27 protein-coding genes are annotated in these 24,683 nt (G+C 55.6%); 18 read left to right on the top strand and 9 right to left on the bottom strand.

The features are described from left to right. The first annotated feature begins 47 nt into the window (after positions 1 to 47). The 11 genes from proB (at position 48) to NIM72_RS16210 (ending at position 8,741) form a co-directional block, all read left to right on the top strand. A complete protein-coding gene (proB, locus tag NIM72_RS16165) occupies positions 48 to 1,151 on the top strand; it encodes a glutamate 5-kinase (RefSeq protein WP_010255198.1) in 1,104 nt (367 codons plus the stop codon). A gap of 10 nt (positions 1,152 to 1,161) precedes the next feature. Then, the gene (proA, locus tag NIM72_RS16170; protein WP_161734483.1) at positions 1,162 to 2,415 is read left to right on the top strand and encodes a glutamate-5-semialdehyde dehydrogenase; all 1,254 of its coding nucleotides are present in this window, start codon (positions 1,162 to 1,164) and stop codon (positions 2,413 to 2,415) included. A 360-nt stretch (positions 2,416 to 2,775) separates the two neighbouring features. Next, positions 2,776 to 3,507, top strand: coding sequence for a S24 family peptidase (locus NIM72_RS16175; protein ID WP_161734481.1), 732 nt, complete (start codon positions 2,776 to 2,778; stop codon positions 3,505 to 3,507). Positions 3,508 to 3,930: 423 nt separating this feature from the next. Beyond that, positions 3,931 to 4,209 carry a hypothetical protein gene (locus tag NIM72_RS21590; RefSeq protein WP_161734479.1) on the top strand — a complete coding sequence of 93 codons (279 nt, stop codon included), beginning with the start codon at positions 3,931 to 3,933 and terminating at the stop codon, positions 4,207 to 4,209. 204 nt (positions 4,210 to 4,413) lie between these two features. Continuing rightward, entirely contained in the window at positions 4,414 to 4,881 is a 468-nt protein-coding gene (locus tag NIM72_RS16180; RefSeq protein ID WP_013356911.1) for a glycoside hydrolase family protein, read from the top strand. Then, a complete protein-coding gene (locus NIM72_RS16185) occupies positions 4,878 to 5,225 on the top strand; it encodes a hypothetical protein (protein WP_161734477.1) in 348 nt (115 codons plus the stop codon). Before NIM72_RS16180 ends, NIM72_RS16185 begins: the two co-directional genes overlap by 4 nt. Continuing rightward, complete coding sequence (locus NIM72_RS16190) at positions 5,222 to 5,515, top strand: hypothetical protein (protein ID WP_161734475.1); 294 nt, start codon at positions 5,222 to 5,224, stop codon at positions 5,513 to 5,515. Before NIM72_RS16185 ends, NIM72_RS16190 begins: the two co-directional genes overlap by 4 nt. Before the next feature lie 204 nt (positions 5,516 to 5,719). Then, the gene (locus NIM72_RS16195; protein ID WP_161734474.1) at positions 5,720 to 7,474 is read left to right on the top strand and encodes a glycosyl hydrolase family 28-related protein; all 1,755 of its coding nucleotides are present in this window, start codon (positions 5,720 to 5,722) and stop codon (positions 7,472 to 7,474) included. A gap of 244 nt (positions 7,475 to 7,718) precedes the next feature. Beyond that, complete coding sequence (locus tag NIM72_RS16200; RefSeq protein ID WP_253421171.1) at positions 7,719 to 8,054, top strand: Ivy family c-type lysozyme inhibitor; 336 nt, start codon at positions 7,719 to 7,721, stop codon at positions 8,052 to 8,054. A gap of 300 nt (positions 8,055 to 8,354) precedes the next feature. Continuing rightward, entirely contained in the window at positions 8,355 to 8,567 is a 213-nt protein-coding gene (gene cspA, locus NIM72_RS16205; protein WP_003854408.1) for an RNA chaperone/antiterminator CspA, read from the top strand. Between the two features lie 3 nt (positions 8,568 to 8,570). Then, positions 8,571 to 8,741 (top strand): cold-shock protein, encoded by a 171-nt coding sequence (locus tag NIM72_RS16210; protein ID WP_098053076.1) that lies wholly within the window; start codon positions 8,571 to 8,573, stop codon positions 8,739 to 8,741. A 225-nt stretch (positions 8,742 to 8,966) separates the two neighbouring features. Here NIM72_RS16210 and NIM72_RS16215 read toward each other — a convergent pair whose 3' ends face one another. The 3 genes from NIM72_RS16215 to NIM72_RS16225 all read right to left on the bottom strand — a co-directional run bounded on the left by NIM72_RS16215 (position 8,967) and on the right by NIM72_RS16225 (position 12,038). Continuing rightward, positions 8,967 to 10,544 carry a methyl-accepting chemotaxis protein gene (locus tag NIM72_RS16215; RefSeq protein WP_253421174.1) on the bottom strand — a complete coding sequence of 526 codons (1,578 nt, stop codon included), beginning with the start codon at positions 10,542 to 10,544 and terminating at the stop codon, positions 8,967 to 8,969. Between the two features lie 301 nt (positions 10,545 to 10,845). Continuing rightward, positions 10,846 to 10,995, bottom strand: a complete 150-nt coding sequence (locus NIM72_RS16220; RefSeq protein WP_202604978.1) for a hypothetical protein — start codon at positions 10,993 to 10,995, stop codon at positions 10,846 to 10,848. A gap of 80 nt (positions 10,996 to 11,075) precedes the next feature. Beyond that, the gene (locus tag NIM72_RS16225; protein WP_013356916.1) at positions 11,076 to 12,038 is read right to left on the bottom strand and encodes a chemotaxis protein; all 963 of its coding nucleotides are present in this window, start codon (positions 12,036 to 12,038) and stop codon (positions 11,076 to 11,078) included. A gap of 167 nt (positions 12,039 to 12,205) precedes the next feature. On the opposite strand from NIM72_RS16225, the gene NIM72_RS16230 reads away from it, so the two are divergent. Continuing rightward, positions 12,206 to 12,598: a YgiW/YdeI family stress tolerance OB fold protein gene (locus NIM72_RS16230; RefSeq protein WP_161734468.1), complete on the top strand. Its 393-nt coding sequence runs from the start codon at positions 12,206 to 12,208 to the stop codon at positions 12,596 to 12,598. Between the two features lie 35 nt (positions 12,599 to 12,633). Here NIM72_RS16230 and dbpA read toward each other — a convergent pair whose 3' ends face one another. From dbpA to NIM72_RS16245, 3 genes are all read right to left on the bottom strand, one after another. Then, positions 12,634 to 14,016 (bottom strand): ATP-dependent RNA helicase DbpA, encoded by a 1,383-nt coding sequence (gene dbpA, locus NIM72_RS16235; RefSeq protein WP_161734465.1) that lies wholly within the window; start codon positions 14,014 to 14,016, stop codon positions 12,634 to 12,636. A 909-nt stretch (positions 14,017 to 14,925) separates the two neighbouring features. After that, positions 14,926 to 16,314, bottom strand: coding sequence for an amidohydrolase (locus NIM72_RS16240; RefSeq protein WP_253421177.1), 1,389 nt, complete (start codon positions 16,312 to 16,314; stop codon positions 14,926 to 14,928). A gap of 90 nt (positions 16,315 to 16,404) precedes the next feature. Further along, positions 16,405 to 17,265 (bottom strand): LysR family transcriptional regulator, encoded by an 861-nt coding sequence (locus NIM72_RS16245; RefSeq protein WP_222924461.1) that lies wholly within the window; start codon positions 17,263 to 17,265, stop codon positions 16,405 to 16,407. A gap of 87 nt (positions 17,266 to 17,352) precedes the next feature. Here NIM72_RS16245 and NIM72_RS16250 point away from each other — a divergent pair, with 87 nt between their 5' ends. The 6 genes from NIM72_RS16250 (at position 17,353) to yniD (ending at position 23,055) form a co-directional block, all read left to right on the top strand. Beyond that, entirely contained in the window at positions 17,353 to 18,522 is a 1,170-nt protein-coding gene (locus tag NIM72_RS16250; protein ID WP_222924460.1) for a cyanate transporter, read from the top strand. 205 nt (positions 18,523 to 18,727) lie between these two features. Then, positions 18,728 to 20,383, top strand: a complete 1,656-nt coding sequence (gene lldP, locus NIM72_RS16255) for an L-lactate permease (protein ID WP_161736670.1) — start codon at positions 18,728 to 18,730, stop codon at positions 20,381 to 20,383. Further along, on the top strand, positions 20,380 to 21,153 hold the full coding sequence (gene lldR, locus NIM72_RS16260) for a transcriptional regulator LldR (RefSeq protein WP_161736669.1): 774 nt from the start codon (positions 20,380 to 20,382) through the stop codon (positions 21,151 to 21,153). The genes lldP and lldR overlap by 4 nt, the downstream gene beginning before the upstream one ends. Next, complete coding sequence (gene lldD / locus NIM72_RS16265; protein WP_253421180.1) at positions 21,153 to 22,340, top strand: FMN-dependent L-lactate dehydrogenase LldD; 1,188 nt, start codon at positions 21,153 to 21,155, stop codon at positions 22,338 to 22,340. Before lldR ends, lldD begins: the two co-directional genes overlap by 1 nt. Before the next feature lie 57 nt (positions 22,341 to 22,397). Next, positions 22,398 to 22,826 (top strand): OsmC family protein, encoded by a 429-nt coding sequence (locus tag NIM72_RS16270; protein WP_161736668.1) that lies wholly within the window; start codon positions 22,398 to 22,400, stop codon positions 22,824 to 22,826. A 121-nt stretch (positions 22,827 to 22,947) separates the two neighbouring features. Further along, positions 22,948 to 23,055 (top strand): small membrane protein YniD, encoded by a 108-nt coding sequence (yniD, locus tag NIM72_RS16275; protein ID WP_022625163.1) that lies wholly within the window; start codon positions 22,948 to 22,950, stop codon positions 23,053 to 23,055. Between the two features lie 115 nt (positions 23,056 to 23,170). Here yniD and NIM72_RS16280 read toward each other — a convergent pair whose 3' ends face one another. The 3 genes from NIM72_RS16280 to NIM72_RS16290 all read right to left on the bottom strand — a co-directional run bounded on the left by NIM72_RS16280 (position 23,171) and on the right by NIM72_RS16290 (position 24,496). Beyond that, complete coding sequence (locus NIM72_RS16280; protein ID WP_161736667.1) at positions 23,171 to 23,401, bottom strand: hypothetical protein; 231 nt, start codon at positions 23,399 to 23,401, stop codon at positions 23,171 to 23,173. 99 nt (positions 23,402 to 23,500) lie between these two features. After that, positions 23,501 to 23,671, bottom strand: a complete 171-nt coding sequence (locus NIM72_RS16285; RefSeq protein WP_003850083.1) for a hypothetical protein — start codon at positions 23,669 to 23,671, stop codon at positions 23,501 to 23,503. A 174-nt stretch (positions 23,672 to 23,845) separates the two neighbouring features. Further along, the gene (locus tag NIM72_RS16290; RefSeq protein ID WP_161736666.1) at positions 23,846 to 24,496 is read right to left on the bottom strand and encodes a CPBP family intramembrane glutamic endopeptidase; all 651 of its coding nucleotides are present in this window, start codon (positions 24,494 to 24,496) and stop codon (positions 23,846 to 23,848) included. Between the last annotated feature and the right edge of the window lie 187 nt (positions 24,497 to 24,683).

A 24,683-nucleotide genomic window follows, 5' to 3' on the forward strand; every position in this document is an offset into this window, starting at 1 on the left:
CCTGTTAAAACGTCCTTTCGTAAAAATTTTTCACTACGGCAGGAAATATGAGTGGCAGTCAGACCTTAGTGGTCAAGTTGGGTACCAGCGTTCTTACCGGCGGCTCTCGCCGGTTAAATCGGGCGCACATGGTGGAACTGGTTCGTCAGTGCGCGCAGCAGCACGCAGCCGGCCACCGCATTGTGATTGTTACGTCTGGCGCAATGGCCGCAGGACGCGAACATCTGGGCTACCCCGAACTGCCACCGACCATCGCCTCAAAGCAGCTGCTGGCTGCGGTGGGGCAGAGCCGTCTGATTCAGCTGTGGGAACAGTTATTCTCTATCTACGGCATCCATATTGGTCAGATGCTGCTGACCCGTGCTGACATGGAAGATCGCGAACGTTTCCTTAATGCCCGCGACACGCTGCGCGCGTTGCTGGATAACCACATTGTGCCGGTGATTAACGAGAACGATGCGGTTGCGACTGCCGAAATCAAAGTGGGCGACAACGACAATCTTTCGGCGCTGGCAGCGATGCTTGGCGGTGCCGACAAGCTGCTGCTGCTGACCGATCAGCAGGGACTGTTTACTGCCGATCCGCGTAACAATCCAGAAGCTGAGCTGATCAGCGATGTCCATGTGATTGATGATGCGTTACGCGCGCTCGCGGGTGACAGCGTGTCCGGCCTGGGCACCGGCGGCATGTCGACCAAGCTTCAGGCGGCGGATGTTGCCTGCCGGGCAGGAATAGACGTGATTATCGCCTCGGGCAGTCGCAGCGGTGTGATCAGTGATGTGATTGACGGCAAGCCGGTTGGAACGCGCTTTCATGCGCAGCAATCGCCGCTGGAGAACCGTAAACGCTGGATCTTCGGTGCGCCACCGGCAGGCGAACTCACCGTCGATGACGGTGCGCTGGCTGCCATCATTGAACGCGGCAGTTCGTTGCTGCCCAAGGGCATTCGCGCTATTCAGGGGAATTTCTCGCGCGGTGAAGTGATCCGCATCCGCAGCCTGCAGGGCCGGGATATTGCTCACGGTGTTTCTCGCTACAACAGCGACGCGATGCGCATGATTGCCGGTCATCACAGCCAGCAGATCAGCGAAATTCTGGGATACGAATATGGCCCGGTGGCCGTTCACCGCGACGACATGATCGTCAGTTAAGGAGCGGACAATGCTAGAAGAGATGGGAAAAGCGGCGCGTGCCGCAGCTTACACCGTGGCCGATTTGTCGACGGCTGAGAAGAATCAGGTTCTGATGACCATTGCCGATCGCCTTGAGGCGGAAAGCGCAGACATTCTGGCAGCCAATGAGCTGGATTTAGCTGATGCGCGTCAGAACGGCATGAGCGCCGCATTGTTAGATCGGCTGACACTCAACCCGCAACGCCTCAGCAGCATCGCCAGCGATGTGCGCCAGGTCTGTCAGTTGGCCGATCCGGTGGGACAGTTAATCGACGGCGGTCAGCTCGACAGCGGTCTGCGCATTGAACGCCGTCGCGTGCCGCTGGGGGTGGTGGCCGTGATCTACGAGGCGCGTCCCAATGTTACGGTGGACGTCGCCAGCCTGTGCCTGAAAACCGGTAACGCCGCCATACTGCGCGGTGGCAAAGAGACCTGGCGCACCAATGCGGCCACCGTCCGGGTCATTCAGAACGCGCTGCAGCAGCACGGTTTACCGGAGGCTATCGTACAGGCGATTGAAAATCCGGATCGCGAGCTGGTGAATCAGCTGCTGAAGCTGGATCGCTACGTCGATATGCTCATCCCGCGTGGCGGAGCCGGGCTGCACAAGCTGTGCCGGGAAAACTCCACTATTCCGGTGATTACCGGCGGCATCGGCGTCTGTCACATCTACATTGATGAGACGATGGAGATTGAACCGGCTCTTGATTTGATCGTTAACGCCAAAAAACAGCGTCCCAGCGCCTGTAATTCGCTGGAAACGCTGCTGGTGAATCAGGCGATGGCCGAACGCTTCCTGCCCGCCTTCAGCGCGCGTATGGCGCAGGAAGGGATTGCGCTGCATGCGGACAGTAACGTGCTGGCGCAGCTGCAGCAGGGTCCGGCGGCTGTCAGACAGGTCAATCCACAGCAGTACAATGATGAGTGGCTGTCGCTGGATCTTAACGTCAAATTAGTGGCGGATATGGATGAGGCGATCGATCACATCCGCACGCACGGCACGCAGCACTCGGATGCTATCCTGACCCGCGACACCCGCAACGCCGCGCGCTTTGTCCGTCAGGTCGACTCTTCCGCGGTCTATGTTAACGCCAGCACCCGCTTTACCGATGGTGGGCAGTTTGGCCTGGGTGCGGAAGTGGCGGTCAGTACCCAGAAACTGCATGCACGCGGGCCAATGGGATTAGAGGCGCTGACCACCTATAAATGGATTGCCTGGGGCGACGACACACTCAGGTCATAACGACGATAATTTTTAACAAAACGGGAGTCTTTCAGAGACTCCCGTTTTTTTTAGCCCGCTTTTTCGATCCAGTGAAAGGTAGAGTTTTCTCCCTGTCTGATTAAATTTCATTCCGATCCCGCCACCGTCGCCCGTTAAGCTGGCTGAATTTTACGCAATTTCTTACGGAACATTCCTGAAAGCCGGGGCTGTATGCGGCCTGAGGCAATATTTTTTGTTCAGATGCAGACCGAAGCGGATAATGATAATTAGAAATGCTTGATAAAGCGGTTAGGTAGTAAACGAGCGGTAATATAAAATGAACTGGTAGCAATAATGAAAATAACATCCAGTATCTCTTCTATGGCTGATTATTAACTAATGGTTAAAAAAGAAAGTACAAGACAAGCTTTCACCACCAGGCTGATAGCGGCCTGTGAGAGTGCCGGCATTGCCGGACATGGACGAAACAAACAGGTTGCCAGAGCCCTGCAGCAGCAAGGCTGCAAGATTTCAACGCCGGGAGTGTGGAAGTGGTTTAACGCGCAGTCAGTGCCTGATGGCGGCAATTTACTGGCGCTCAGCCAGTTGCTGGGAGTCAGGGTAGAGTGGCTGCAATACGGTATGGATCAACCCGCTGACCCGGTAACGCTGAGCACGTTCACCGGCCATAAGAATGTTTTTCGGGTTGATAGCCTCGATATCGGGCAGCGAAGTGCTGCGGGACTGCCCGCGCGTGATGAGTTTGTGGAGACCATCCAGGCGATCGAATATGGTCTGGATGAGGCGCGGGTGCTGTTCAATGGGCGTCCGGCGGAGAACATCCGGTTAATTGCCATCAATAGCGACTCTATGGCTGACACCTTTGCACCGCGCGATCAGCTGTTTGTGGATATCAGCGTGCGGATGTTCGACGGTGATGGCATCTACATTTTTACCCTTGATGAGCAACTCTATCTCAAGCGCCTGCAGCTGCAGCATAAGAAAATTGCTGTGATTTCAGACAATAAACGCTATGAAACCTGGTATCTCAATCATGATGACGTCACCAGCCTGAAGGTCCTGGCAAAAGTGATCATGAGTCAGGCGCGTCACTATCAAATTCTCGGCTAAGGCCGCTTTTGCTGCCTTTCTCAGACGGGCTGCAAAAAAATAATCGACATAAATTCATAAATTTAACCAGCGGTAAATAAAAAATTAACCAACAGTGTTTGATAAAGCATAAGAACCTGTTAATAATTTGGATATGGATGAACGAACCAGTTCTTTCACGGATGAGCCGCTCTTAAACAATTGAGGCGCTGCACAAGCGCGAATCATACCACCCAAAAGTCAGTGAACTTTGGGATGGGGTGGATGCGCAAAATGCAGCGTCGTCAGATGCCGTTTATTTCCCCCTCGCTTACTTTCCACCTGGCTGCTAACGCAGCCGGGCGGCGAGCGTGCGAGCGCGATACACGTCATTCGGGCCCGTTCGGATCACCGAAAGCTCGCGCCTGCCACCCCATCGCCAAAGACTCATTCACAGGAGGAGTTATGGCGATAATTCACTATGGCAAAAGCGTTTTTGTGGGCAACGCACGTACTCGTCGCCATCGGCGGCGCCAACCTCTCAGCAGCCTGACTCAGAGCATCGACCAGGCCCTTAACTTTCCAACTGAACCCCCTGTCCTGAGACGTGCAGAGCAAATCTGCCAGCGTCAGGTCGCCCCGCGTGTTGATCGCGCAATCACCGCACCCCGCGTCACCAGTCAGGAAACACCCAGTTTCGACAATTGCTGTCTTCCCCACGTTCATCTCTACGTCGTGAGCTGAAGCGCGAAGACAGCATGCTTTTCCGTTCCGGCTAACTCTTCGTTATCTCCAGCTCTCACTGGACGCAATGTGCTGAATTACTGTTCAGTTTTGCTGCAGGGTCAGTAAGGCCTCTTGCTGCGCCTGAACGGGTAATGATCAGCAGGCGTTATGTATTTCTTTTCACAATGGTGAATTGCTTTAACCCGTCATTAAGGAGTCGTTATGAGCCAGATAATTGCAGTGCTGAATTTTGAAGAGGGGTATGTCGACACGCCTTACCTCGACACGCTGGGCTTTCCCACGGTGGCAGGCGGTATCCGCATCGGACCTAAGGGGGCATCACTGAGTAATTACACTTTCCGCGTGCCGCGGCGCGTCGGGGACGTCTGGAAGCAGTGCATTCTTGAAAACAAAGTTCAGGAGATGCAGGGCAGGGATCTGCTGCGTAATGCGCTGGCGAAGTGTAATGACGCCCGAACGGATGTGTTGCTGAGCATGACGTATCAACTGGGCGTCGAAGGCGTTATGCAGTTTAAAAACATGCTTACCGCCATCGCGGCTGAACAGTTCAATGAAGCGGCTGACGCGATGATGAACAGCCTCTGGGCCCGCCAGACACCGGGCCGCGCCCGACGTCATGCGGAGATGATGCGCAGCGGAACCTATGCGGTTTACAGGGGGCTGCTATGAGATGGCTTATGTTTCTCGTTGCCGTGCTGGCGGCGATCGTCATCCTGCTGCTCTTACAGCGCTTCACTACCCTGCAGTTTGTCTCTCATGCCCGGCTCCTCTTCAAAACCTGGTCCGTCTGGCTCGCGTCACTGGGTTCGATGCTCAGCGCCTGGGCGCAGTCGTTTCCTTCTGCTGCCGTTGATGCCTGGAGCGTACTGCCGGAGGACGTGAAAACGATTCTGCCGCACGACTACCTGGGGCTGGTGGGCGCATTTATGGTGGCGATGGGGGTGATTGCACAGTTTGTTCGTCAGAAAAACCTGCTCAACGCGAAGGAGCAGGCTGAAGGAGCGAAACCATGACTCTGATTACCACCTTACTGGGCGGCAGCTGGCACTGGCTTGCTGCACTGGCAGGCGTTATTGCTGCACTGGGCGCCACTTATTTCGGCGGCAGGAAAATCGGCAAAGTGCAGCAAAAAGCGCGATCTGACGTCGATAACGCACAACAGGAGGCGTCCCGCGTCAGCGCGGTGGCGCAGCAACAACAACATAACCGCGAGGAGGCTAACCGTGTGGCGACCGATAACCACAGTCTTGATGACGCTGCTGCTCGCGACAAGCTGCAGCAGTCGAAATACCACAAACCCTGAGCCGGTGGCGATCACCGACTCTGCCTGCGTACTTTTTTCCCCTCTTTATACCTACGGCGATGACGCGCAAAAAATGGACGTCAGGACAGTGCGCGCCATCAATACCCACAACGATATGTGGGACACCCTTTGCGGCCATCCGGCTGCGGCTAAGTAGTGCGCTGACAATCAGCGCGATATCACATTGATCCTGAGGAGGATTCTATGATCGAAGTTAACTCTTTTGCTGAACTGCGTACCACGGTCCCGCCAAAATCAGGTGAAGTCGCGAGCCTGAAACGCTATTACGACAAAGACTCCAGCTTCCGTGGCGGTGCTGACTTTGTCGGTTTTCTCTCCACTACTACGCTGAAAGATGATGGCGGTACGGTGGCAGTGGGTAATGGTTTCTACTGGAAGCGCACCATCAACGACCCTACTGAAGTGAATGTTCTGCACTTTGGCGCGAGAGGGGATGGCGTGACCGATGACACTGAAGCCTTTAAGCGGATGCTGGCATGGACGCAGTCCTATAACGCCTATGCGAAAGCGATGCCGGTGCGTTTTCCGGGGGGCCGCTTCCTGATTTCACCCATTGATATCAGCGATACAGAGTTGCCGTTTTTTGGTCTGGCAGGTGATGATATCGAACTCGGATCGTCACCGCGCACCACCATTGTCTCTGATAAAAGCGCGAGTGCGGTGTTTAAGGTTAATGCACGCAAAATCGTCATCAAAGGTATCTGCTGGCACGGACAAGCTAATGCCGGGACTGTCGACACCACTCAAAAAGTCACCGTTACGCCTGAACAGTGCAGCAACGTGCAGCCGTTCTTCGAAAATACGATTGTCGGCGGCCAGATCGTCAATATCTTCTGCTTCAAGGCGCAAAGTACCGGTGGAACCGTCTTTAAGCTGCAGGATACGCTCGACAGTAAGTTCGATCAGATTTACAGCTCCTCGACCTATTCACGGGTGTTTGATATCGGCTGGTCAAACACACCGAAGGGGAACTGGGACCACTCAACCGCCATTGAGCTGTGTAATGCCAACTTCCAGTCGGGCTATGGCGACGCCACACTCTACATGCCGCGCGTCACGCAGGGTATCATGCGAAACGTCTGGATTGAGCACACGACCAACCCGGGAGACCTGTCGGATGGTGGGTGGACCATTGATACGCTCAACATTGAGGATTGTGCCGCACCATTCAATCTTAACAATGCCCGCGTGGTGATGCGTCAGATTAACCTGCAGGCGGGGGCGAAAATTACCAATGATCTGGCTGGAAGTAAGTGGTTATCGACCTTTGAATATGGCTATCGTCGGGATGAGAACTTCGGCACGTTCATGACGGGTTCGCTGCGTGCCGGCTATTACAGCGGCTATAAAGTGGTGAACAACACCGATACCGATAACTGGTATCGGCTGGGGCAGCTCTTTTTCCCGGCGCCTAACCAGCAATGGGTGATGGAGTTGATCGGGAAAGCGGATGCCACTACGCCGTCCGGCACCGCCGCTTCACCCGTAAATATGCCTGCTACCGGTAAAACGCTGATCAACCTGCAGCGGCTGGAAACGGTCTGGGCGGATGCTTACCACATGGGGCAGCCTTCCGTGCTGGACATCCGTTATAGCCGGGTAGGAACCACCTATGCAGCGGTATGGGTCAAGCTGAAAGCCAGCAGTGGCGAGACCATGTTCAACCTGAAGACGACCGGTCCGACCCGCTTCGATACCGGCTCCTGCTCGTTGTTCCAGTCCGATATGTCGGTGGTGACGGACATTACCAAAGTTGGCACTCTGAAACCCGCTGCACGCTTCGGCATGCACAATGGACTGGCGGGCATCGGTGCCAATGAAAAAGGGGTCGTTACGCTCGCTACTGCGGCGGGTACACCGACCAATAAAACCGCGCCAACCGGTTTTGTGCTGATCAATATCAACGGCGTTGACCGCAAGGTTCCTTACTACGATTGATGTTCGGCATGTTTTGGGCGAGGCTCCGGCCTCGCCCTTTTTTTGATTTGCCTCTCTGAAGCTTCAATGGCAAGTGTTCCCCACCTGACAAACAGTGGCAAAGCCGATAATGTCCTGTTTAACACAGGCAAAACTCAGCGGGTAAGAGGGGCGCGCGATGAATAAAGGTTTACTGGTAGCAGTATTAGCTGGCATGCCAATGTTAGTAAATGCTGCAAATCAGACTTATCTTTCTGATTTCATAATGAATAAACAGACCAGCCAGGTGTATCACCAGCTTATCGCCGGACATGATTTCCCTGCCTGGGTTAAGCAGGGCGGAACCAGTACACCGGCCAGTACAGTTACCCTCCAGGGTGAAACCTGGCAGCTACTCTCCGGCTGTAAGCCACACAACTGTCCGGCACAATCTATTGCTCTCCTTTACTCTCCGGAGAAAGGGGAGATTCATGGTGTTTACTCTGACTACGATCAGAAAAGAGATCGTCAGACGCTGACCTGGCTTAATCTCACTCCAGCAGATGAGGCAAAGATGCGAAACGTGCTGTTCAGGCGGCTGGAGGGTGACGTAGCAGAGTGATCTTTACTTTCAGGCCGCAGTGTGGGGCAGAGCAGGCTGTAACATAGCAACGTCGCTGTGCGGCTTTCGGGCAACGCTATTTGAGTTTAATTTTAATTACGGCTTGCGTCGCCTGGTGAAGTGTGGCCTAATGAATTGTCGGTTTGATTAACAGACACTATCAAAGTAAGTAACCAAAGCAGTTCTCATCTCTAAGTTTGTCGCGAGACATCCCTTCTTTTTGAGTCTTCTCTTACGTTCTGATTAAAATCTGTTCTCAGGCCATTATGCCGGAAGGCTCGATATATTAAGGATTTAAGCATGTCTAACAAAATTCGCGGTACCGTTAAATGGTTTAACGCAGAGAAAGGCTTCGGTTTCATCTCTCCTGCAGACGGCAGCAAAGATGTATTCGTACATTTCTCTGCAATCCAGGGCACCGATTTCCGTTCATTAGACGAAGGTCAGCAAGTTGAATTCACAGTAGAAAATGGCGCCAAAGGCCCAGCTGCTGCGAACGTTGTTGGTCTCTAAGGACTGAAAATTACTTTTAAATGTCCTCACTGTAATGGCTCACAGTTTCGTACATCACATTTTGATGTTACAAGAGCCAACCCGCATGGAGCGAAATGCATTTTCTGCAAATCTGTCGTTGTTCAGGTGAACGCGGCGAGGATTGCAATTCAGAGCCAGCTTCGCGCTCTCTGATAAAGGCTAGTGAGCTTTATAGCGTTGTTGCATTTACAGTAATAAAAGGCTGCCTCTGGCAGCCTTTTTGTTTCTGCTGTTTCCATCCGCAATCCCTAATCCTTTCTTCTATAACCCCCGGAATACCTTAGCTTCCCTGCGCAACTTTTTGGTCAACCATCTGTAACCTGTTCGTTTACTGTCACCGATCTGAAAAGGCCCGCCGGAGCAGGCCATTAAAGGGAATCAGCGAAGCACGGGTTGCAGTGCGAGCTTGCCGGTATTAAACACGCTCATTGCCTGTGCCATACGCTCAGCCTGATCCTGCAGTGCCTGTGAAGCGGCTGACGCTTCCTGAACCAGCGCGGCGTTCTGCTGCGTTACCGCTTCCATCTGGGTAATCGCCTGATTGATCTCATTGATACCGCTGCTTTGCTCGCTGCTGGCAATGGTGATTTCGCTCATGATATTCGCCACGCTCTGCACGCTGTTCACCACCTCACCGATGGTCGAACCCGCATGGGTTACCAGTTTGCTGCCTTCATCGACTTTAGCGACCGAATCTTCAATCAGGACCTTAATCTCTTTGGCCGCGGAGGCTGAGCGCTGTGCCAGATTACGCACTTCACTCGCAACCACCGCAAAGCCGCGACCCTGTTCACCCGCACGCGCAGCTTCAACGGCGGCATTCAGTGACAGAATATTGGTCTGGAAGGCGATGGAGTCGATGACGCTGATGATATCGACAATTTTGCGTGAGGAGAGCGCGATCGCTTCCATCTTCTCGATCACTTTCTCCATGACCACGCCACCTTCACGCGCTACGCTGGACGTCGTCGATACCAGGTGATTAGCTTCACGCGCATTGTCGGCATTGTGTTTCACGGTCGACGTCATCTGCTCCATGGCAGAGGCGGTCTCTTCCAGCGAACTGGCCTGTTGCTCAGTGCGGGTTGAGAGGTCAAGGTTACCGCTGGAGATCTGATTAGAGGCGACCGCGATAGTGTCGGAGCCGGTGCGTACTTCAGTCACAATCGACAGCAGGTTATCGTTCATGCGCTGCAGCGCCTGCATCAGGACGCCGGTTTCATCACGCGAGGTTACCTGCATCTGAGTACTCAGATCGCCCGCGGCAACACGTTCAGCAACGTCAACCGCTGCAACCAGTGGACGGACAATAGAGCGGGTCAGGAAGTAGCCCAGCATAATCGCGGCCAGAATGGCCAGCGCGGAGAAAATCAGCGTGATGGTGATGGCTGACTGTCCATTTTCCACAATACCCTGGCCTTCACTGCGCAGCTGGGAATCCTGTGAGTTGGCAAAATTCACCGCATCCTGAAGAAACTTATTCTGTGTAGCGGTCATCGATTTCAGGACATAGGTGCTGGCAGCATCAAAATCGCCTGCTTTAATCAGGATGATCAACTCAGCTTTAACCTTCTCAAACGCCTGAGAAGAGGCCAGCAGACCGGCGATCTTTTTCTTACCTACGGGCGTGACCTGGATATCCTCAATCTTTTTCATCGCGATGTTAGTGCGTTGCGTCGCTTCATCAAGCTGACCATAACGCTTCACATTCATTTCCGGGCGTGTTGTGTCGATCACCATGCCGCGCAGGTATTTGATCTGATCGTTGACGCCATCGCGCACATCAAATGCCAGTCGTACTTTTACATAGCGATCGTCAACGATCGATGAGATCGCGGTATTAATACTGTTAATTCTGGTAATGGATGTTACGCCAATCACTATCAGTAAGGTCACAATAATACCGAAGGCTGCTGCGAGCCGCATTCCCACCTTCATATTCTTGATACTGAACATGTTCTCTTCCCCGTTTTATTATTAATCAATTTGTTAGCAACGCTCAGGTTCTCTGCTGTTGTGCGCAGTGCCTTGCTGATGTCTGTGGTCACAGCCGCAGGCAAAAAGGTGATCTCGCGCATACAGTTATCGGAATACGAACATGTACCTTTAATAATTTTTAAGTAATAACGGTGCGTGAATAAATAGTCACTGAAAAGCTTCATAAAAGGTTAACAAATAAACAAAGGGGGAAACGCAGGCAAAAAAAGGGCCGTCAGCAGGAGTGCTGACGGCCCGATCCAGACAAGCATGACCGGATTCAGAAAACTAAGAAGTAGAGGCCTGTCCAGAATGCGACACTTAACGTGACGGCGGTAATCCAGGCCAGCTGGCGTAAACGGCCACGCAGCGCTTTCTGAGGAGCAGGGGTAGCAGGTGCCGGTGTAACAGGTAAAGTTTCAATGTGCATAGTCGGTTCCTGGTCAGGCCAGCTATTTTGCTGGCTAAAAAGTAAAAACATACCGGGCATTCTTTGCGGCCCGGATTTGTTTAGCGGGCAGTGTCGAGAACGTTGAAAATCACGTCTGACAGCTCATTCAGTTCAAACTTCGCCACATAACCGTCGGCACCCACTTTGCGCACATGATCTTCGTTGGCGCTGCCAGAGAGTGAGGAGTGAATGACGACCGGCAGAACCTTGAGAATCGGGTCCCGCTTGATGTTGCGGGTCAGCGTAAAGCCATCCATCTCTGGCATCTCCAGATCGGTCAGGACCAGCGCAATTTTGTCGTGAATCGACTCGCCTGCAGCCTGTGCTTCCTGGCTCATCAGCTTAATTTTTTCCCAGGCTTCCAGTCCGGTGTTAAACATCAGCGCCGGAATGCCCATGCTCTTCAGGCCCTGTTCCAGCAGCTGACGCGCCACTTTGGAATCTTCTGCCACAATGGCGACCGCACCAGGGCGATAGTTGAAGGCACGCGGTCTGGCCGCTTCCGGTTCAACGCCGCGCACTGAAGGGATGATGTCATACAGAATCTGCTCAACGTCCAGCACCATCGCCAGCTCGTTGCTCTGCTTGTCGCTGTCCAGGCAGGCGATGCTGGTAATATTGCGGCCACCGATACCGGCTTCGGCGGTATGCACCTGGCTCCAGTCGAGGCGCACGATGTTCTCTACTGACTCCACGGCAAACGCCTGGGTGTTACGGGCATACTCGGTCACCAGCAGCAGGTTAAGACCGGTTTCAGGTACACAGCCCGCTACCGCTGGCAGGTCGATCACCGGAATGAACTGACCACGAATACTCGCCATACCCAGCAACGGCGAACGCATGCCCGCGGCTTTAGTGATAGTCGGCATCGGTACAATTTCACGCAGCTTGAAGACGTTAATGCCAAACAGTTCAGACTTGCCTTTCAGCTGATCGGAACCTAAGCGAAACAGCAGCAGCTCAAACTTGTTCGATAACGCGAGGTTCGCTCTTTCATCGATCTCTTTTTGAAAATTATCCATGGTTGCCTCTGCATTAACGCAGCTGGTGAAATAGGGTGTGAACAGGTTATCGGCAGCAAACGGAAAAAGGTGAGAAGAGAAGGGTGAAATAAAACGGATGCCAATTATTGTGCCAGGCTTAACCCTGAAGGTTCAACATGGACACCTTTCCAATAAAGGAGTGTGAAATGAAAAAAGTGATTTTAGCGTCGTTGCTGGTGATGATGAGCGCGGGCGTTTCAGCTGAAGAGGGCGGATACAAAGCTGGTGATACGCCGCCGCCGCAACACAAGCAGGATGCCGGCTATAAAGGTTCGGAAGATACCGGTCAGACCCACATCGATCAGATCCGCGATTTCCGTCAGGGCGGGTATGTGACGCTGGAAGGTTACATTTTGAAGAAAGAGCAGGGCGAGCGGTATCAGTTCCGTGACAACACCGGCACGTTACCCATTATCGCCCCAAAGAAAACCTTTGATGGTAAAACCTACACCGCTGAAGACAAAGTGCGCGTCAGTGGTAAGGTACAGGGCAAAGGGGATAAAACCACGCTGCATGTGTCCCGCATCGAAGAGCCATAACAAAAAGGGCGAGGTCATAACCTCGCCCTTTTTTCTTAGTCTTTCAGCAGAATCGCCCGACAGGTTTTACCTTTGATTTTGCCCTGCTTAAGTTTCACCAGTGCCGCTTTAGCCTGATTTGCCTCAATCGCTACGTAGGCATGGGTCGGGGTCAGAACAATTTTCCCGATCTGCTCAGCGCGATAACCTGCTTCACCGGTCAGTGCACCCAGAATATCTCCCGGACGTATCTTGGCTTTACGGCCACCATCAATGCATAGCGTCATCATGGCGGCAGGCAGTGGCTTGCTGCTGCCCTTTTTTAGCGTGCTGGCCGAGACCCACGGCAGCTTCTGCTGCAGAAAATCTTCCAGCGCGTGCGCGCGCGCCATTTCATCAGCCGCGACCAGGCTGACGGCAACGCCATGTTCGCCTGCCCGCGCCGTACGACCGATGCGGTGGAGATGGACTTCAGGATCCCATGCGAGCTGATAGTTGACTACCATCGCCAGCGATTTGATGTCGAGTCCGCGCGCAGCGACATCGGTAGCGACCAGCACGCGACCGCTGCCGTTCGCGAAGCGGATCAGCACACGTTCGCGATCGCGCTGCTCAAGATCACCATGCAGTGGCAGAGCACTGATATCACGCGCGTTAAGCGCCGCGGCGACATCGTCACATTCACGTTTAGTGTTGCAGAAGACCACGCAGGATGAAGGCTGACGATCGCCGAGCAGTGCGATGAGCAGACCCAGTTTTTCATTGTGACTGGCTTCAAAGAACTGCTGGTCGATTGACGGGAGTTCACTGACATCTTCAGTGACGACGCTCAGCGCATCACGCTGGAAGCGGGTGCTGATGGCTGTGATGCCGTCGGGCCAGGTGGCGGAGAAGAGCAGCGTCTGGCGCGAGGCAGGCGTCGCTTCAATGATGGTTTCCATATCATTGAGGAAACCCATCTCCAGCATCCGATCCGCCTCATCCAGTACCAGCGTGTTGAGCTGGTCGAGCTTGAGGTTCTCACGATTGATGTGGTCGAGGATACGACCCGGCGTGCCAACCACGATATGCGGTGGATGCACCAGTGAATCACGCTGTGCGCTCATCGGCTGTCCGCCACACAAGGTGAGGACTTTGATGTTGCGGGTGAAGCGCGCCAGCTGGCGCAGGACATTGCCTACCTGATCCGCCAGTTCACGGGTCGGACAGAGGATCAGTGCCTGCGTCTGAAAGCGGGTGCTGTCGATATGGTGCAGTAAACCAATACCAAAGGCAGCCGTTTTACCGCTGCCGGTTTTCGCCTGCGCGCGCACGTCGCGTCCCTGCAGAATGGCGGGCAGCGTAGCGGCCTGCACGGGCGTCATGCTGGTGTAGCCCATCTCGCGCAGGTTATCGAGCTGGCTATCGGGAAGCGAATTGAGGGTAGAAAAAGCGGTCACGGGCGCGGCCTCTGAGGCTGAAAGTGTAAGGCATTATTGCGGGGCAAGTCTGGCAGAAAGCACGCCTGACAGCAACGGGAACCTCGATGGTTAGCAGTATGCAACTATATCTGCCGGTACGCTTAGGAATAAGCTGAAGTTTACTGAAAAAAGGTGGTTTATTTTTATAGATTAATGCCGGCTTAACGAAGGTGTTCCGGATTGACGATCGGTTAATACCAATGATTATTTTATAAGTGACCGTTTTTAAAAAAATATTTCATTGTTAATCAGACAAATCCTTAACTATGACTCCAGTAATAGAATTAATCATTAAAAAATATCACCACTAGTGCCGATAAAAATCCTGATCTAATTGCTTTATATTTATCGCGCCATATTCCTGGTACAACGACCGGTAGAGGGTATTTGCATTGAGTAATAGCATCCAGGGACCACATGAAAATGTGCTTAAAATAGTAGGCCGCGCCGTACTGACACTGCATGTTCATGGAGAGAGTTTATCTGCGGATAAAATCGCATCCATGATCGGCTGTTATGCGGAAGATGAGCCCTGTGATCAGGAAGATCGTCGCTTATACGCGCTGGCAATGGAACTAATGTCGAATAATCAATGGGCCAAAAGCGCGTAACCCGCACTCCGCTCAGGTAAATGCAGAGCCTCCCTTGTGGAGGCTCTGTTGTTTTTGGGGGAGTGGGTTTGCGTTGTGGGGCGGGTACTGGCTCCCGGCGCTTTAGGTAAGGTGATCGTCTGTAACCGGGCCGGAGCCGGCTCGATCTCTCCGCATTTGCTGAGAAGGCTCAGCGCGGGCGATTACGCACCTCATCCCTGAGGTGCGCCCGTAGCCGGGCCAACGCGTTGCGTTGTTCAAAAACGCTCCCGGCGTTTTTGTCCGCAGCCCTGCTGTTTCAGGTCGATGCCAGCGCAAATACCGGTTTACCGCGCGAGAAGGTCGCGACTACCGGTGACATGCGTGCCACGGCTTCGGCAGAACAGCTCGCTGCTACCAGCATCATGCTCGCTTCATCGCCCGGCGCAGGCCACTGACGTTCGCCCTGAGCAGAGAGCGGCAGCCGATCGTCTGTGGCGATGGCCAGCGCCCGCGACAGCGAGAACTCATCTGAACCGCGATAGAGCTGTGCATAGAGATTCGCTTTTTCCAGCATGCTGCCGGTGCCAAACGGAGACCAGTGATCGATCACGCTGTCGGTGCCGGTCATCACTTTAATTCCCGCCGCCTGCAACTGTGGAACTGGCATAGTGAGCTTGCCAATCGGCAACGTGGAAGCGACGCTGAACTGCTGCTCTGCCAGCCCTTCAATCATTTTATCCAGCGCACTGCCGGTGAGCGTCGCCAGCGCAAAACCGTGGCTCAGCGTCACTTTGCCTTTCAGCGCCGGAGTCTTCGCGACGGTGTCAACCATATACTGAATCGCCGCCACGCCAGCCGGTGAGGTTTCATGCAGATGAATATCCACGCCGCGCTGATAGTCGAGCGCAATCTGAAACATGGCATCCAGCGACTTCTCCATCGCGCCATCCACGTTGGTAGGATCCAGTCCGCCGACATACTCAACGCCGTGCTGCATCGCCTCACGCATCAAGCCATCGACCTGCGAGTGCAGCAGACCGTGCTGCGGGAAGGCAACGATCTCGCACGCAAAGGCGGGATGACGGGCTAATGCCGCCTGCAGATGTTCCAGACTTTTCAGACCACTGACCGGGTCGATATTGCAATGGCTACGCGCACGGGTGGTGCCTTTGGCATGCAGCAGGGCGATCAATCCTTCGGCGCGGGCCTGCGAGTGCGGCAGCAGCTGCGGAATCAGTACCTGCTCGCGCGCAATCATATCCATGATGGTTTTGCCCTGACGTGGACGTGGAGCCTGCCACGGACCGCCGTAGAAGGTTTTATCAAGATGGATATGCATGTCCTGCGTAGCGGGCAGCAGCAGCGCCTCCTGCGCATCCCACGAGGGCAGCGTGCTGTTACCCTGGCCCGCAGAGGTCAGCTGGTCAATTTTGCCGTCGCGCACGCTGATGTCATAAAGACCGGTCCGGGTCGCGACGACGTCGTCATCTTCGCGGATAAAGCCCTCTTCCAGTCGCACATTGCGCAGCAGATAGTGATCCTGCCGGGGCAGAGTGGCGGCCTGGTCGGGATTGATGGCGGACAACGATGGGGGAATGGCGGCACTGACCTGACCGAGACCGGCGGCCAGCAAGCCGCCTGCAGCGGTCCAGCGAACGCTTTGCCCCAGGAAATCACGGCGACTCGCCGAAGAGGAAATAGGCATCAGAGGCTCCTGCAAAGAGAACAAGGCTTTAATCTGACAAACGACGCTTCACTCTGCTGCGTTATTTTCCACTGATGGCTATTCGCTATCTCACTGCCAGCGCAGCTTGCCAAACGCCGCCAGTGACGCTGCCAGTTCACGTTGCAGCGGATCATGCGGATGACGGCAGAACAACGCCAGTTCAAAGGTATCAATCACCGGCAGACCCTGTTCAGGACCTAATACCCGATGTGCCGGCAGGCGGCAGCTGGCAGGCAGTAACGTCAGACCCAGCCCCTGTGCACTGGCGGCGGCCAGCGCGACCAGGCTGGCGCTGCTGTAACCTATGCGCCAGCTTCGACCCAGCGCATCAAGCGTCTGACAGACCTCATCGCGATAGAGCCCCAACTGGGGAAACAGCACCAGCGGCACCGGCGTCTGCTCAAAGCAGGGCCATTCTGCGCTGTCGAGCCACAACAGCGGTTCAGGACGCGATGCCAGTGGCCTCTCGCCGTACGGCTGTTTAATCAGCATGATGTCGAGCTCTTCACGCTGCCAGGCGCGACGCAGCTCCACCTGCATGCCGCTCATCACGTCCAGCCGCAGCTGCGGATGGTCGCGACTGAAGTGCGCCAGCAGACCGGCCGTGGGCGCGGCGAAATCTTCCGGCACGCCAAGGCGCAGCACGCCATCGCGCCACTGGTCACTCAGCACATCGTGCGCTTCCCCGTTCAGGGCAATAATTCGCCGGGCGTAGCCTAAAAGTTTTTCGCCCTCCTCGGTGATCTGCACCTGATGCGAGGAGCGGACCAGCAGCTCTTTGCCGACCATCTCCTCCAGCCGCCGCACCTGCTGGCTGACGGTGGACTGCGACAGGTGCACCCGGTCGGCGGCGCGGGTAAAGCTGGCGGTTTCGCACACCGCGACAAAGCTGAGCAGCTGTTGCGGAGTAAACATCGGCTGACGATTCATTTTTCCACTACCTGGCAGAGTAATATTTCATTTCCAGATAGTAACGACTGCTGCCAGGCTGGCAACTTTTAATAGCGTAGATTTTATATGAAGAGAGAGAACAACCTGCTGCTGGCGGCGCTGGTGCTGGCCGGGCTCAATATGCGACCGCTGATGACCTCGGTCAGTCCGTTACTCGGCGAGCTGCGGCAGAGCATCGGTCTGTCGCCGCTGGCGGCATCGCTCTTGCCTGCGGTGCCGATGATGATGATGGGTGCCATTGCGTTAGTCAGCGCCCCGCTGATGCAGCGCTTTACGGTGCGTAAACTGCTGCTGGGTGGCCTGTTGCTGCTGTTGCTGGCGCTGGTGAGTCGGCTGTTTGTGGCTGACGGAGGCGGGCTGGTGCTGAGTACTGTGCCGGGAGGAGCGGGCATTGGCATCGTGCAGATGGCGATGCCGGGATTGATCCGTCAGCGATTTGGCGGCCGCAGTGCCGGCGTGACCGGACTGTGGGCAGCGGCGCTGATGGGCGGCGGTGGGATTGGCGCGGCGATCTCGCCGTGGCTGAATGGGCAGCTTGGCTGGCAGGGCGCACTGAGCAGCTGGGCGCTGCCGGTGGTGCTGGCCATCCTGCTCTGGCTGTTTATCACCACCCCACGTGCAGCCCGGACGGAGTCCGCCGCTCTGCCTTCGCTGTGGCGGAAAACCCGCGCCTGGACGCTGGCGTTGAGCTTCGGTCTGGTGAACGGCGGATATGCCATCTGTGTCGCCTGGCTGCCCGATTTTTATCATCAACTCGGCTGGAGCGCGCAGGCGGGCGGTTCACTGCTTGGCATGATGATCGGCTGTCAGGTCACGGGTGCGCTGCTGTTGCCCTTGCTGGCGCGGGGCCGCGATCGCCGTCCGCTGCTGCTGCTGACACTATTGATGCAGTTCAGCGGCATGCTCGGTTTCCTGTTTGCGCCACAACTGGCACCGTGGCTTTGGGCAGGGATGGCGGGCTTCGGGCTGGGCGGGGCATTTCCGCTGACGCTGGTGCTGGCGCTGGATCATCTGGAGCAGCCGCAGGCTGGCGCGCGGCTGGTGGCTTTTATGCAGGGCGTCGGCTTTATTATCGCGGGCAGCATGCCGTTTATCGCCGGTCAGCTGCATGCGCTCACCGGAAATTTCACCAGCGTCTGGATTCTGCAGGCGACGATCACGCTGCTGCTGATTGCGCTTAATCTGCGTTTTCATCCGCACAGCTATCAGCGCGCCTTTCGGGATACCAATCCCTGATTTTGGTCCGACCAATCCCGGCAATATTTTTCTCTGGTTCACACTCCGGGAAAATTCGCGCATCTTTTGTTGCCACAGGTTAACAATGCGTTAACTATCTGTTGCCATAAGCCCCGACACAGCGGTTTGGTCTGACCAATCCGGGGCAGATGGCACCAGCGCTGCGGCTGCGTGCCACGTCACCTTTTCCTCTGGAGATACTGGCATGCAGATCTGGCAACAAAACTACGATCCGCTGGGTAATATCTGGCTTTCAAGCCTGATCGCACTGATCCCGATTCTCTTTTTCTTCTTTGCGCTGATTAAGCTGAAGATGAAAGGCTACCTGGCGGCCACCACCACCGTGGTGCTGGCGCTGCTGGTGGCGCTGTTTCTCTATCAGATGCCGGTTGCACAGGCGCTGGCCGCCGTGGTGTATGGCTTTCTCTATGGCTTGTGGCCGATTGCCTGGATTATTGTCGCCGCGGTGTTCGTCTACAAGATCTCAGTCAAAACCGGCCAGTTCGACATTATCCGTGCCTCTATCCTGTCGATTACGCCCGATCAGCGTCTGCAGATGCTGATTGTCGGCTTCTCGTTCGGGGCGTTTCTGGAGGGGGCTGCGGGCTTTGGTGCGCCGGTGGCGATTACCGCCGCGCTGCTGGTGGGACTCGGCTTTAATCCGCTCTACGCCGCCGGGCTCTGCCTGATTGTGAATACCGCGCCGGTGGCCTTTGGCGCGATGGGAATCCCGATTATTGTGGCGGGGCAGGTAACCGGGCTCGACAGTTTTGCCATCGGCCAGATGGCCGGACGCCAGCTGCCGCTGCTCACCCTGATTGTGCTGTTCTGGATTATGGCGATCATGGATGGCTGGCGCGGCGTGAAAGAGACCTGGCCGGCGGTGGTCGTGGCAGGTGGCTCGTTTGCCCTTGCCCAGTTCCTCAGCTCCAACTTCCTGGGTCCGGAGCTGCCCGATATTATCTCGTCGCTCGCCTCGCTGATTTCGCTGACGCTTTTCCTGAGGGTCTGGAAGCCGGTGCGCATCTTCCGCTTTGCCGATGCAGAGGCGAAACAGGGTGCTCCGTTGCTGCCACCGCAGAAGTATCGGCTGGGGCAGGTGATCCGCGCCTGGATGCCATTCCTGTTTCTCACCGCTACCGTCACGCTCTGGAGTATCCCACCGTTTAAAGCGCTTTTCGCCAAAGGCGGTGCGCTCTATGAGTGGGTGCTGGCTATGCCGGTGCCGATGCTGCATGAACTGGTGGCGCGGATGCCGCCGGTGGTCAGCAGTGCGACCCCTTATCCGGCGATCTATAAGCTGGATCTGGTCTCTGCGACCGGCACCGCGATTTTAATTGCGGCGATTATGGCGATGCTGTTCCTGCGTATGAAGCCAAAGGCGGCGCTGCAGACCTTTGGAGAAACGCTGAAAGAGCTGGCGCTGCCGATCTATTCCATCGGGATGGTACTGGCCTTTGCGTTTATCTCCAACTACTCCGGCCTCTCTGCCACGCTTGCCCTAGCGCTGGCGCATACCGGTCACGCATTTACCTTCTTCTCGCCGTTTCTGGGCTGGCTGGGCGTCTTCCTGACAGGATCAGATACCTCATCAAATGCGCTTTTCGCCGCGTTACAGGCCACCACCGCCCAACAGATCGGCGTTTCCGATATTCTGCTGGTGGCGGCCAACACCACCGGTGGCGTGACGGGTAAGATGATCTCGCCGCAGTCGATCGCTATCGCCTGTGCAGCGGTCGGGCTGGTGGGGAAAGAGTCCGACCTGTTCCGGTTTACGGTTAAACACAGCCTGATTTTCACCTGTATGGTGGGTGTGATTACCACGCTTCAGGCCTATGTCTTCCCCTGGATGATCCCATGAGCAACACTGCCGATCCGCTGGTGACACGCCTGCGGACCTATATCACCGAACATCAGCTTGAGCCGGGCATGCGTCTGCCCGCCGAGCGCCAGCTCTCTGCTGAACTCGGCGTCTCGCGATCTTCGCTGCGTGAAGCGATACAGCAGCTAATCAGCAGCGGCATGCTGATTAGCCGGCGCGGCGGCGGCACCTGGATTCGTCAGCAGCTGGCACCCTGGTCGGAACAGCGCATCGTCGAACCGATTCGGCAGCTGCTGCGCGACGATCCCGACTACCGCTACGACATTCTGGAAGCGCGCCATGCCATTGAGGCCAGCACCGCCTGGCATGCGGCATTGCGGGCTACTGACGCCGACAAAGAGAAGCTGCAGTACGCCTTTGACGCCACCCTGAAGCTGAAAGAGAGTGACGATCCCGACCTCGCTGCCCAGGCAGATGTGCGCTTCCATCTGGCGATTGCCGAGGCGTCGCACAATGTAGTGCTGCTGCAGACCATGCGCGGCTTTTTCGAGCTGCTGCAGTCGTCGGTGATGCAGAGTCGTCAGCGCATGTATACCCAGCCAGATATTTTCGCCCGCCTGACGGAACAGCATCAGGCGCTGCTGGATGCGATCCTCGCGGGCGACGCCGACGCGGCCCGTCAGGCGGCGATGCAGCATCTGGGCTTTGTCCACACCACCCTGAAAAGCCTCCATGAAGATGAAGCGCGCCAGGCGCGCATCACCCGCTTACCGGATAACGACACACGCAACCCAAAGGAATCTGACTGATGATTATCTCAGCTGCCAGTGACTATCGCGCCGCCGCGCAACGTATCCTGCCGCCATTCCTGTTTCACTATCTTGATGGCGGTGCTTACGCCGAGCACACCCTGCGTCGCAACGTGGAGGACCTTTCTGACGTGGCGCTGCGCCAGCGCATTCTGAAGAACATGTCGGAACTGAGCCTCGAAACGAAATTATTTAATGAAACCCTGTCGATGCCGGTTGCGCTGGCACCGGTCGGCCTGTGTGGCATGTATGCCCGTCGCGGCGAAGTGCAGGCGGCGCGCGCGGCCGCCCTGAAAGGCATTCCGTTTACCCTGTCGACGGTCTCGGTCTGCCCGATTGAAGAGGTAGCTCCGCAGATCGACCGTCCGATGTGGTTCCAGCTTTATGTGCTGCGTGACCGCGGCTTTATGCGCAATGCGCTGGAGCGGGCCAAAGCCGCCGGTTGCTCAACGCTGGTGTTTACCGTGGATATGCCGACGCCGGGTGCGCGCTATCGCGATGCGCACTCCGGGATGAGCGGCAATCACGCGGCGCTGCGTCGTTACTGGCAGGCGGTCACCCATCCACAGTGGGCGCTGGATGTGGGTCTGCAGGGCCGTCCGCACGATCTGGGAAACATCTCCGCCTATCTCGGCAAGCCGACCGGGCTGGAAGATTATATTGGCTGGCTGGCGAACAACTTTGATCCTTCCATCAGTTGGAAAGATCTGGAGTGGATCCGCGAGTTCTGGGACGGGCCGATGGTGATCAAGGGCATTCTCGATCCGGAAGATGCACGGGATGCGGTGCGTTTTGGCGCTGATGGCATCGTGGTCTCGAATCACGGTGGACGCCAGCTGGATGGCGTACTCTCCTCAGCCCGTGCGCTGCCAGCGATTGCCGATGCGGTCAAAGGTGACATCACTATTCTGGCGGACAGCGGCATTCGTAACGGACTGGATGTAGTACGGATGATTGCGCTGGGCGCAGACAGCGTGCTGCTGGGACGGGCGTTTATCTATGCGCTGGCGACTCACGGACAGCGTGGCGTGGAAAACCTGCTGAACCTGATTGAGAAAGAGATGCGCGTGGCCATGACGCTGACCGGCGCAAAATCGATAAGTGAAATTACCCGCGATTCGCTGGTGCAGGCGGAGGCGCTGCTGACACCAACAAGCACCGTGTCACGTCCTCGCGCCGTGAGTTAGCCTGCGAAAATGAATGTGTTGTCTATACTTAGCTTCTTTACCCACAGGAGGAATGACATGACTATTCATAAGAAAGGTTCGGCGCACTGGGAAGGCAATATCAAAGGCAAAGGCACCGTTAGCACCGAGAGCGGCGTGCTGAGCCAGCAGCCTTATGGCTTTAATACCCGTTTTGAAGGCGGCAAAGGCACCAACCCGGAAGAGCTGATTGGTGCAGCGCATGCGGCCTGTTTCTCTATGGCACTGTCGCTGATGCTGGGCAATGCAGGTCATACGCCGGAAAGCATTGATACCACGGCTGACGTGTCACTGGATAAAAAAGGCGACGGCTTTGCCATCACTAAAGTGGCGCTGACCAGCACGATTTCTCTGCCTGGCATTGATGAGTCGGCCTTCGACGAAATCATCAACAAAGCCAAAGCGGGCTGCCCGGTTTCTCAGGTACTGAACGCGGAAATTACGCTGGATTACACCCTGAACAATTGATGCCGGCAACGGGTCGCCTTTTGGTGGCCCCGACGTTATGCTATGCCTCCCGGTCCTGTTGCTGACCGGAACAGATGCGCCTTCTGGCGCATCTTCGCTTTCTGACAGAGGGGAAACCGAGGTGACAAGATACCGGGCGGCCAAAAAGTACTGGAAGATGGTGTTGGTTCTGCTGTGCATTTGCGGCGCGCTGCTGCTGATCCGCTGGGCTGCGATGATCTGGGCCTGAGCCGATGAAGTGGATGAGTCGCCACTCGCTGGGCATCTTAGTGATGGTAATTATCGTACTGGAAGCGGTTCATTTTCTGCTCACAGCCTCATGGCTGCCGTGGCGATAATCGCCCTCAGACAAAAGCATCCTCGCGCCGTTTAGTCCGCACATCGCTGCGCGCAATACGATAAGCCTTACGCGGATCACCCACCAAAAACTCAAAGGTTGGCGTGTAGTAAAATGGCAACCAGCCGCCATAGCTGCTCTCCCACTCCCATCGGACGGGGCAGGGCCACAGAATGCCATCATACAAAAGATAGTAAACCCAGCGTCCACCAGGACGACGGGGGCGTGATGTTTTCATGGGATTCACTACGGTAAAGGTTAACAACAGCTTATATTTTGTACGTTAAAGCGCCAGCTTGCAATGTTGCAGCCCTGCTTTATTGAATCTGGTCCTGAATCAGCGATGGACCTCACCACAAAGCAGTACCACATTCGGTCTGACTTTATGAATACGGTTTGCCATCGTTTCACAGTCCACCTTCGTCGGATAGATGCGCTCCGAGACCGGCAGCGCTTCGCAGGCATCGTAGCCACACGCGCTCACTAACAACACAAATCCTATCAACATAGATCCTCTCCTTTACACGGTCTGGTGGTCCGGACTGTGGTGCTTTTTATCCCTTTTTAACATCCAGTATAGACAAACGTGACGGGGCGGCATTGTCAGTGTGAGCTATGACGCTGCCAGGCAGCGGCCTGCGGCAGGATGAGGGCTGGGTAAGACGAGGACGCTGGCAGGGAGTCAGCCAGCAAAATACCAGGCGGGCAGCAGCGCAATCAGGTTATTCAGGGTGTGCAGGAAGATGGGCAGCGCCAGACTGTTACTCCGCAGCCGCGCATAGCAGAGCAGCAGCGAAAACAGCGTCAGAGCGATAAGGGTCTGCCAGTGCACATACTGTGTATGCATCACCGCAAACAGCAGTGAGGTCAGCAGCATGCAGGCGAAACGGCTGCGCGGCGCCCACAGCAGAAAACCCTGTAACAGGAAACCGCGGAACAGCACCTCTTCAAACACCGGCGCCAGCAGTACGGCGGTCAGCAGCAGGATCAACAGCGAATTGCGTCCCTGCTGGGCCTGCATCACCAGCCAGCCTTCCGGCTGCATGAACTGCATCTGTGCTGCCATCAACAAAAACAGCGCGCCGGTAAACAGCAGGGTTTGCAGCGTGTAAAGCTCACCCAGCGGCAAATCAGTACGACGCTGGCAGTAAAAGCGATAAAGCGGGTAGATAACAGCAAATTCAAACAGGCAGAGTACGGGCACCAGCAGGCCGTCATTACGCAGCACGCTGTAATTAGGGAACAGCGTGATCAGCATGGTAACCAGGTAATAGACCACAAAGCTGCCGACGTAGAACAGCGTCAGGGTCACTCTGTCGGAATTGGTGTTCATAGGCGACTCAGCCAGCGAAGGTAAGCGCATAGTAGCAATGCACCCGATCGCTGTCGAGTGAGCCTGTTACACATTATTTAAGCGCAAAATGTTACCCGCAGACTAAACACCGGAGCGCCCGGGCCGATAACTGATGAAACTAATCTGGCCAGCAACGCATGTTGTATTGCAGGCCTGTGATCTTAAT

The sequence above is a fragment of the Pantoea sp. B550 genome, from assembly GCF_024158165.1.
Lineage (GTDB): Bacteria > Pseudomonadota > Gammaproteobacteria > Enterobacterales > Enterobacteriaceae > Pantoea > Pantoea alfalfae.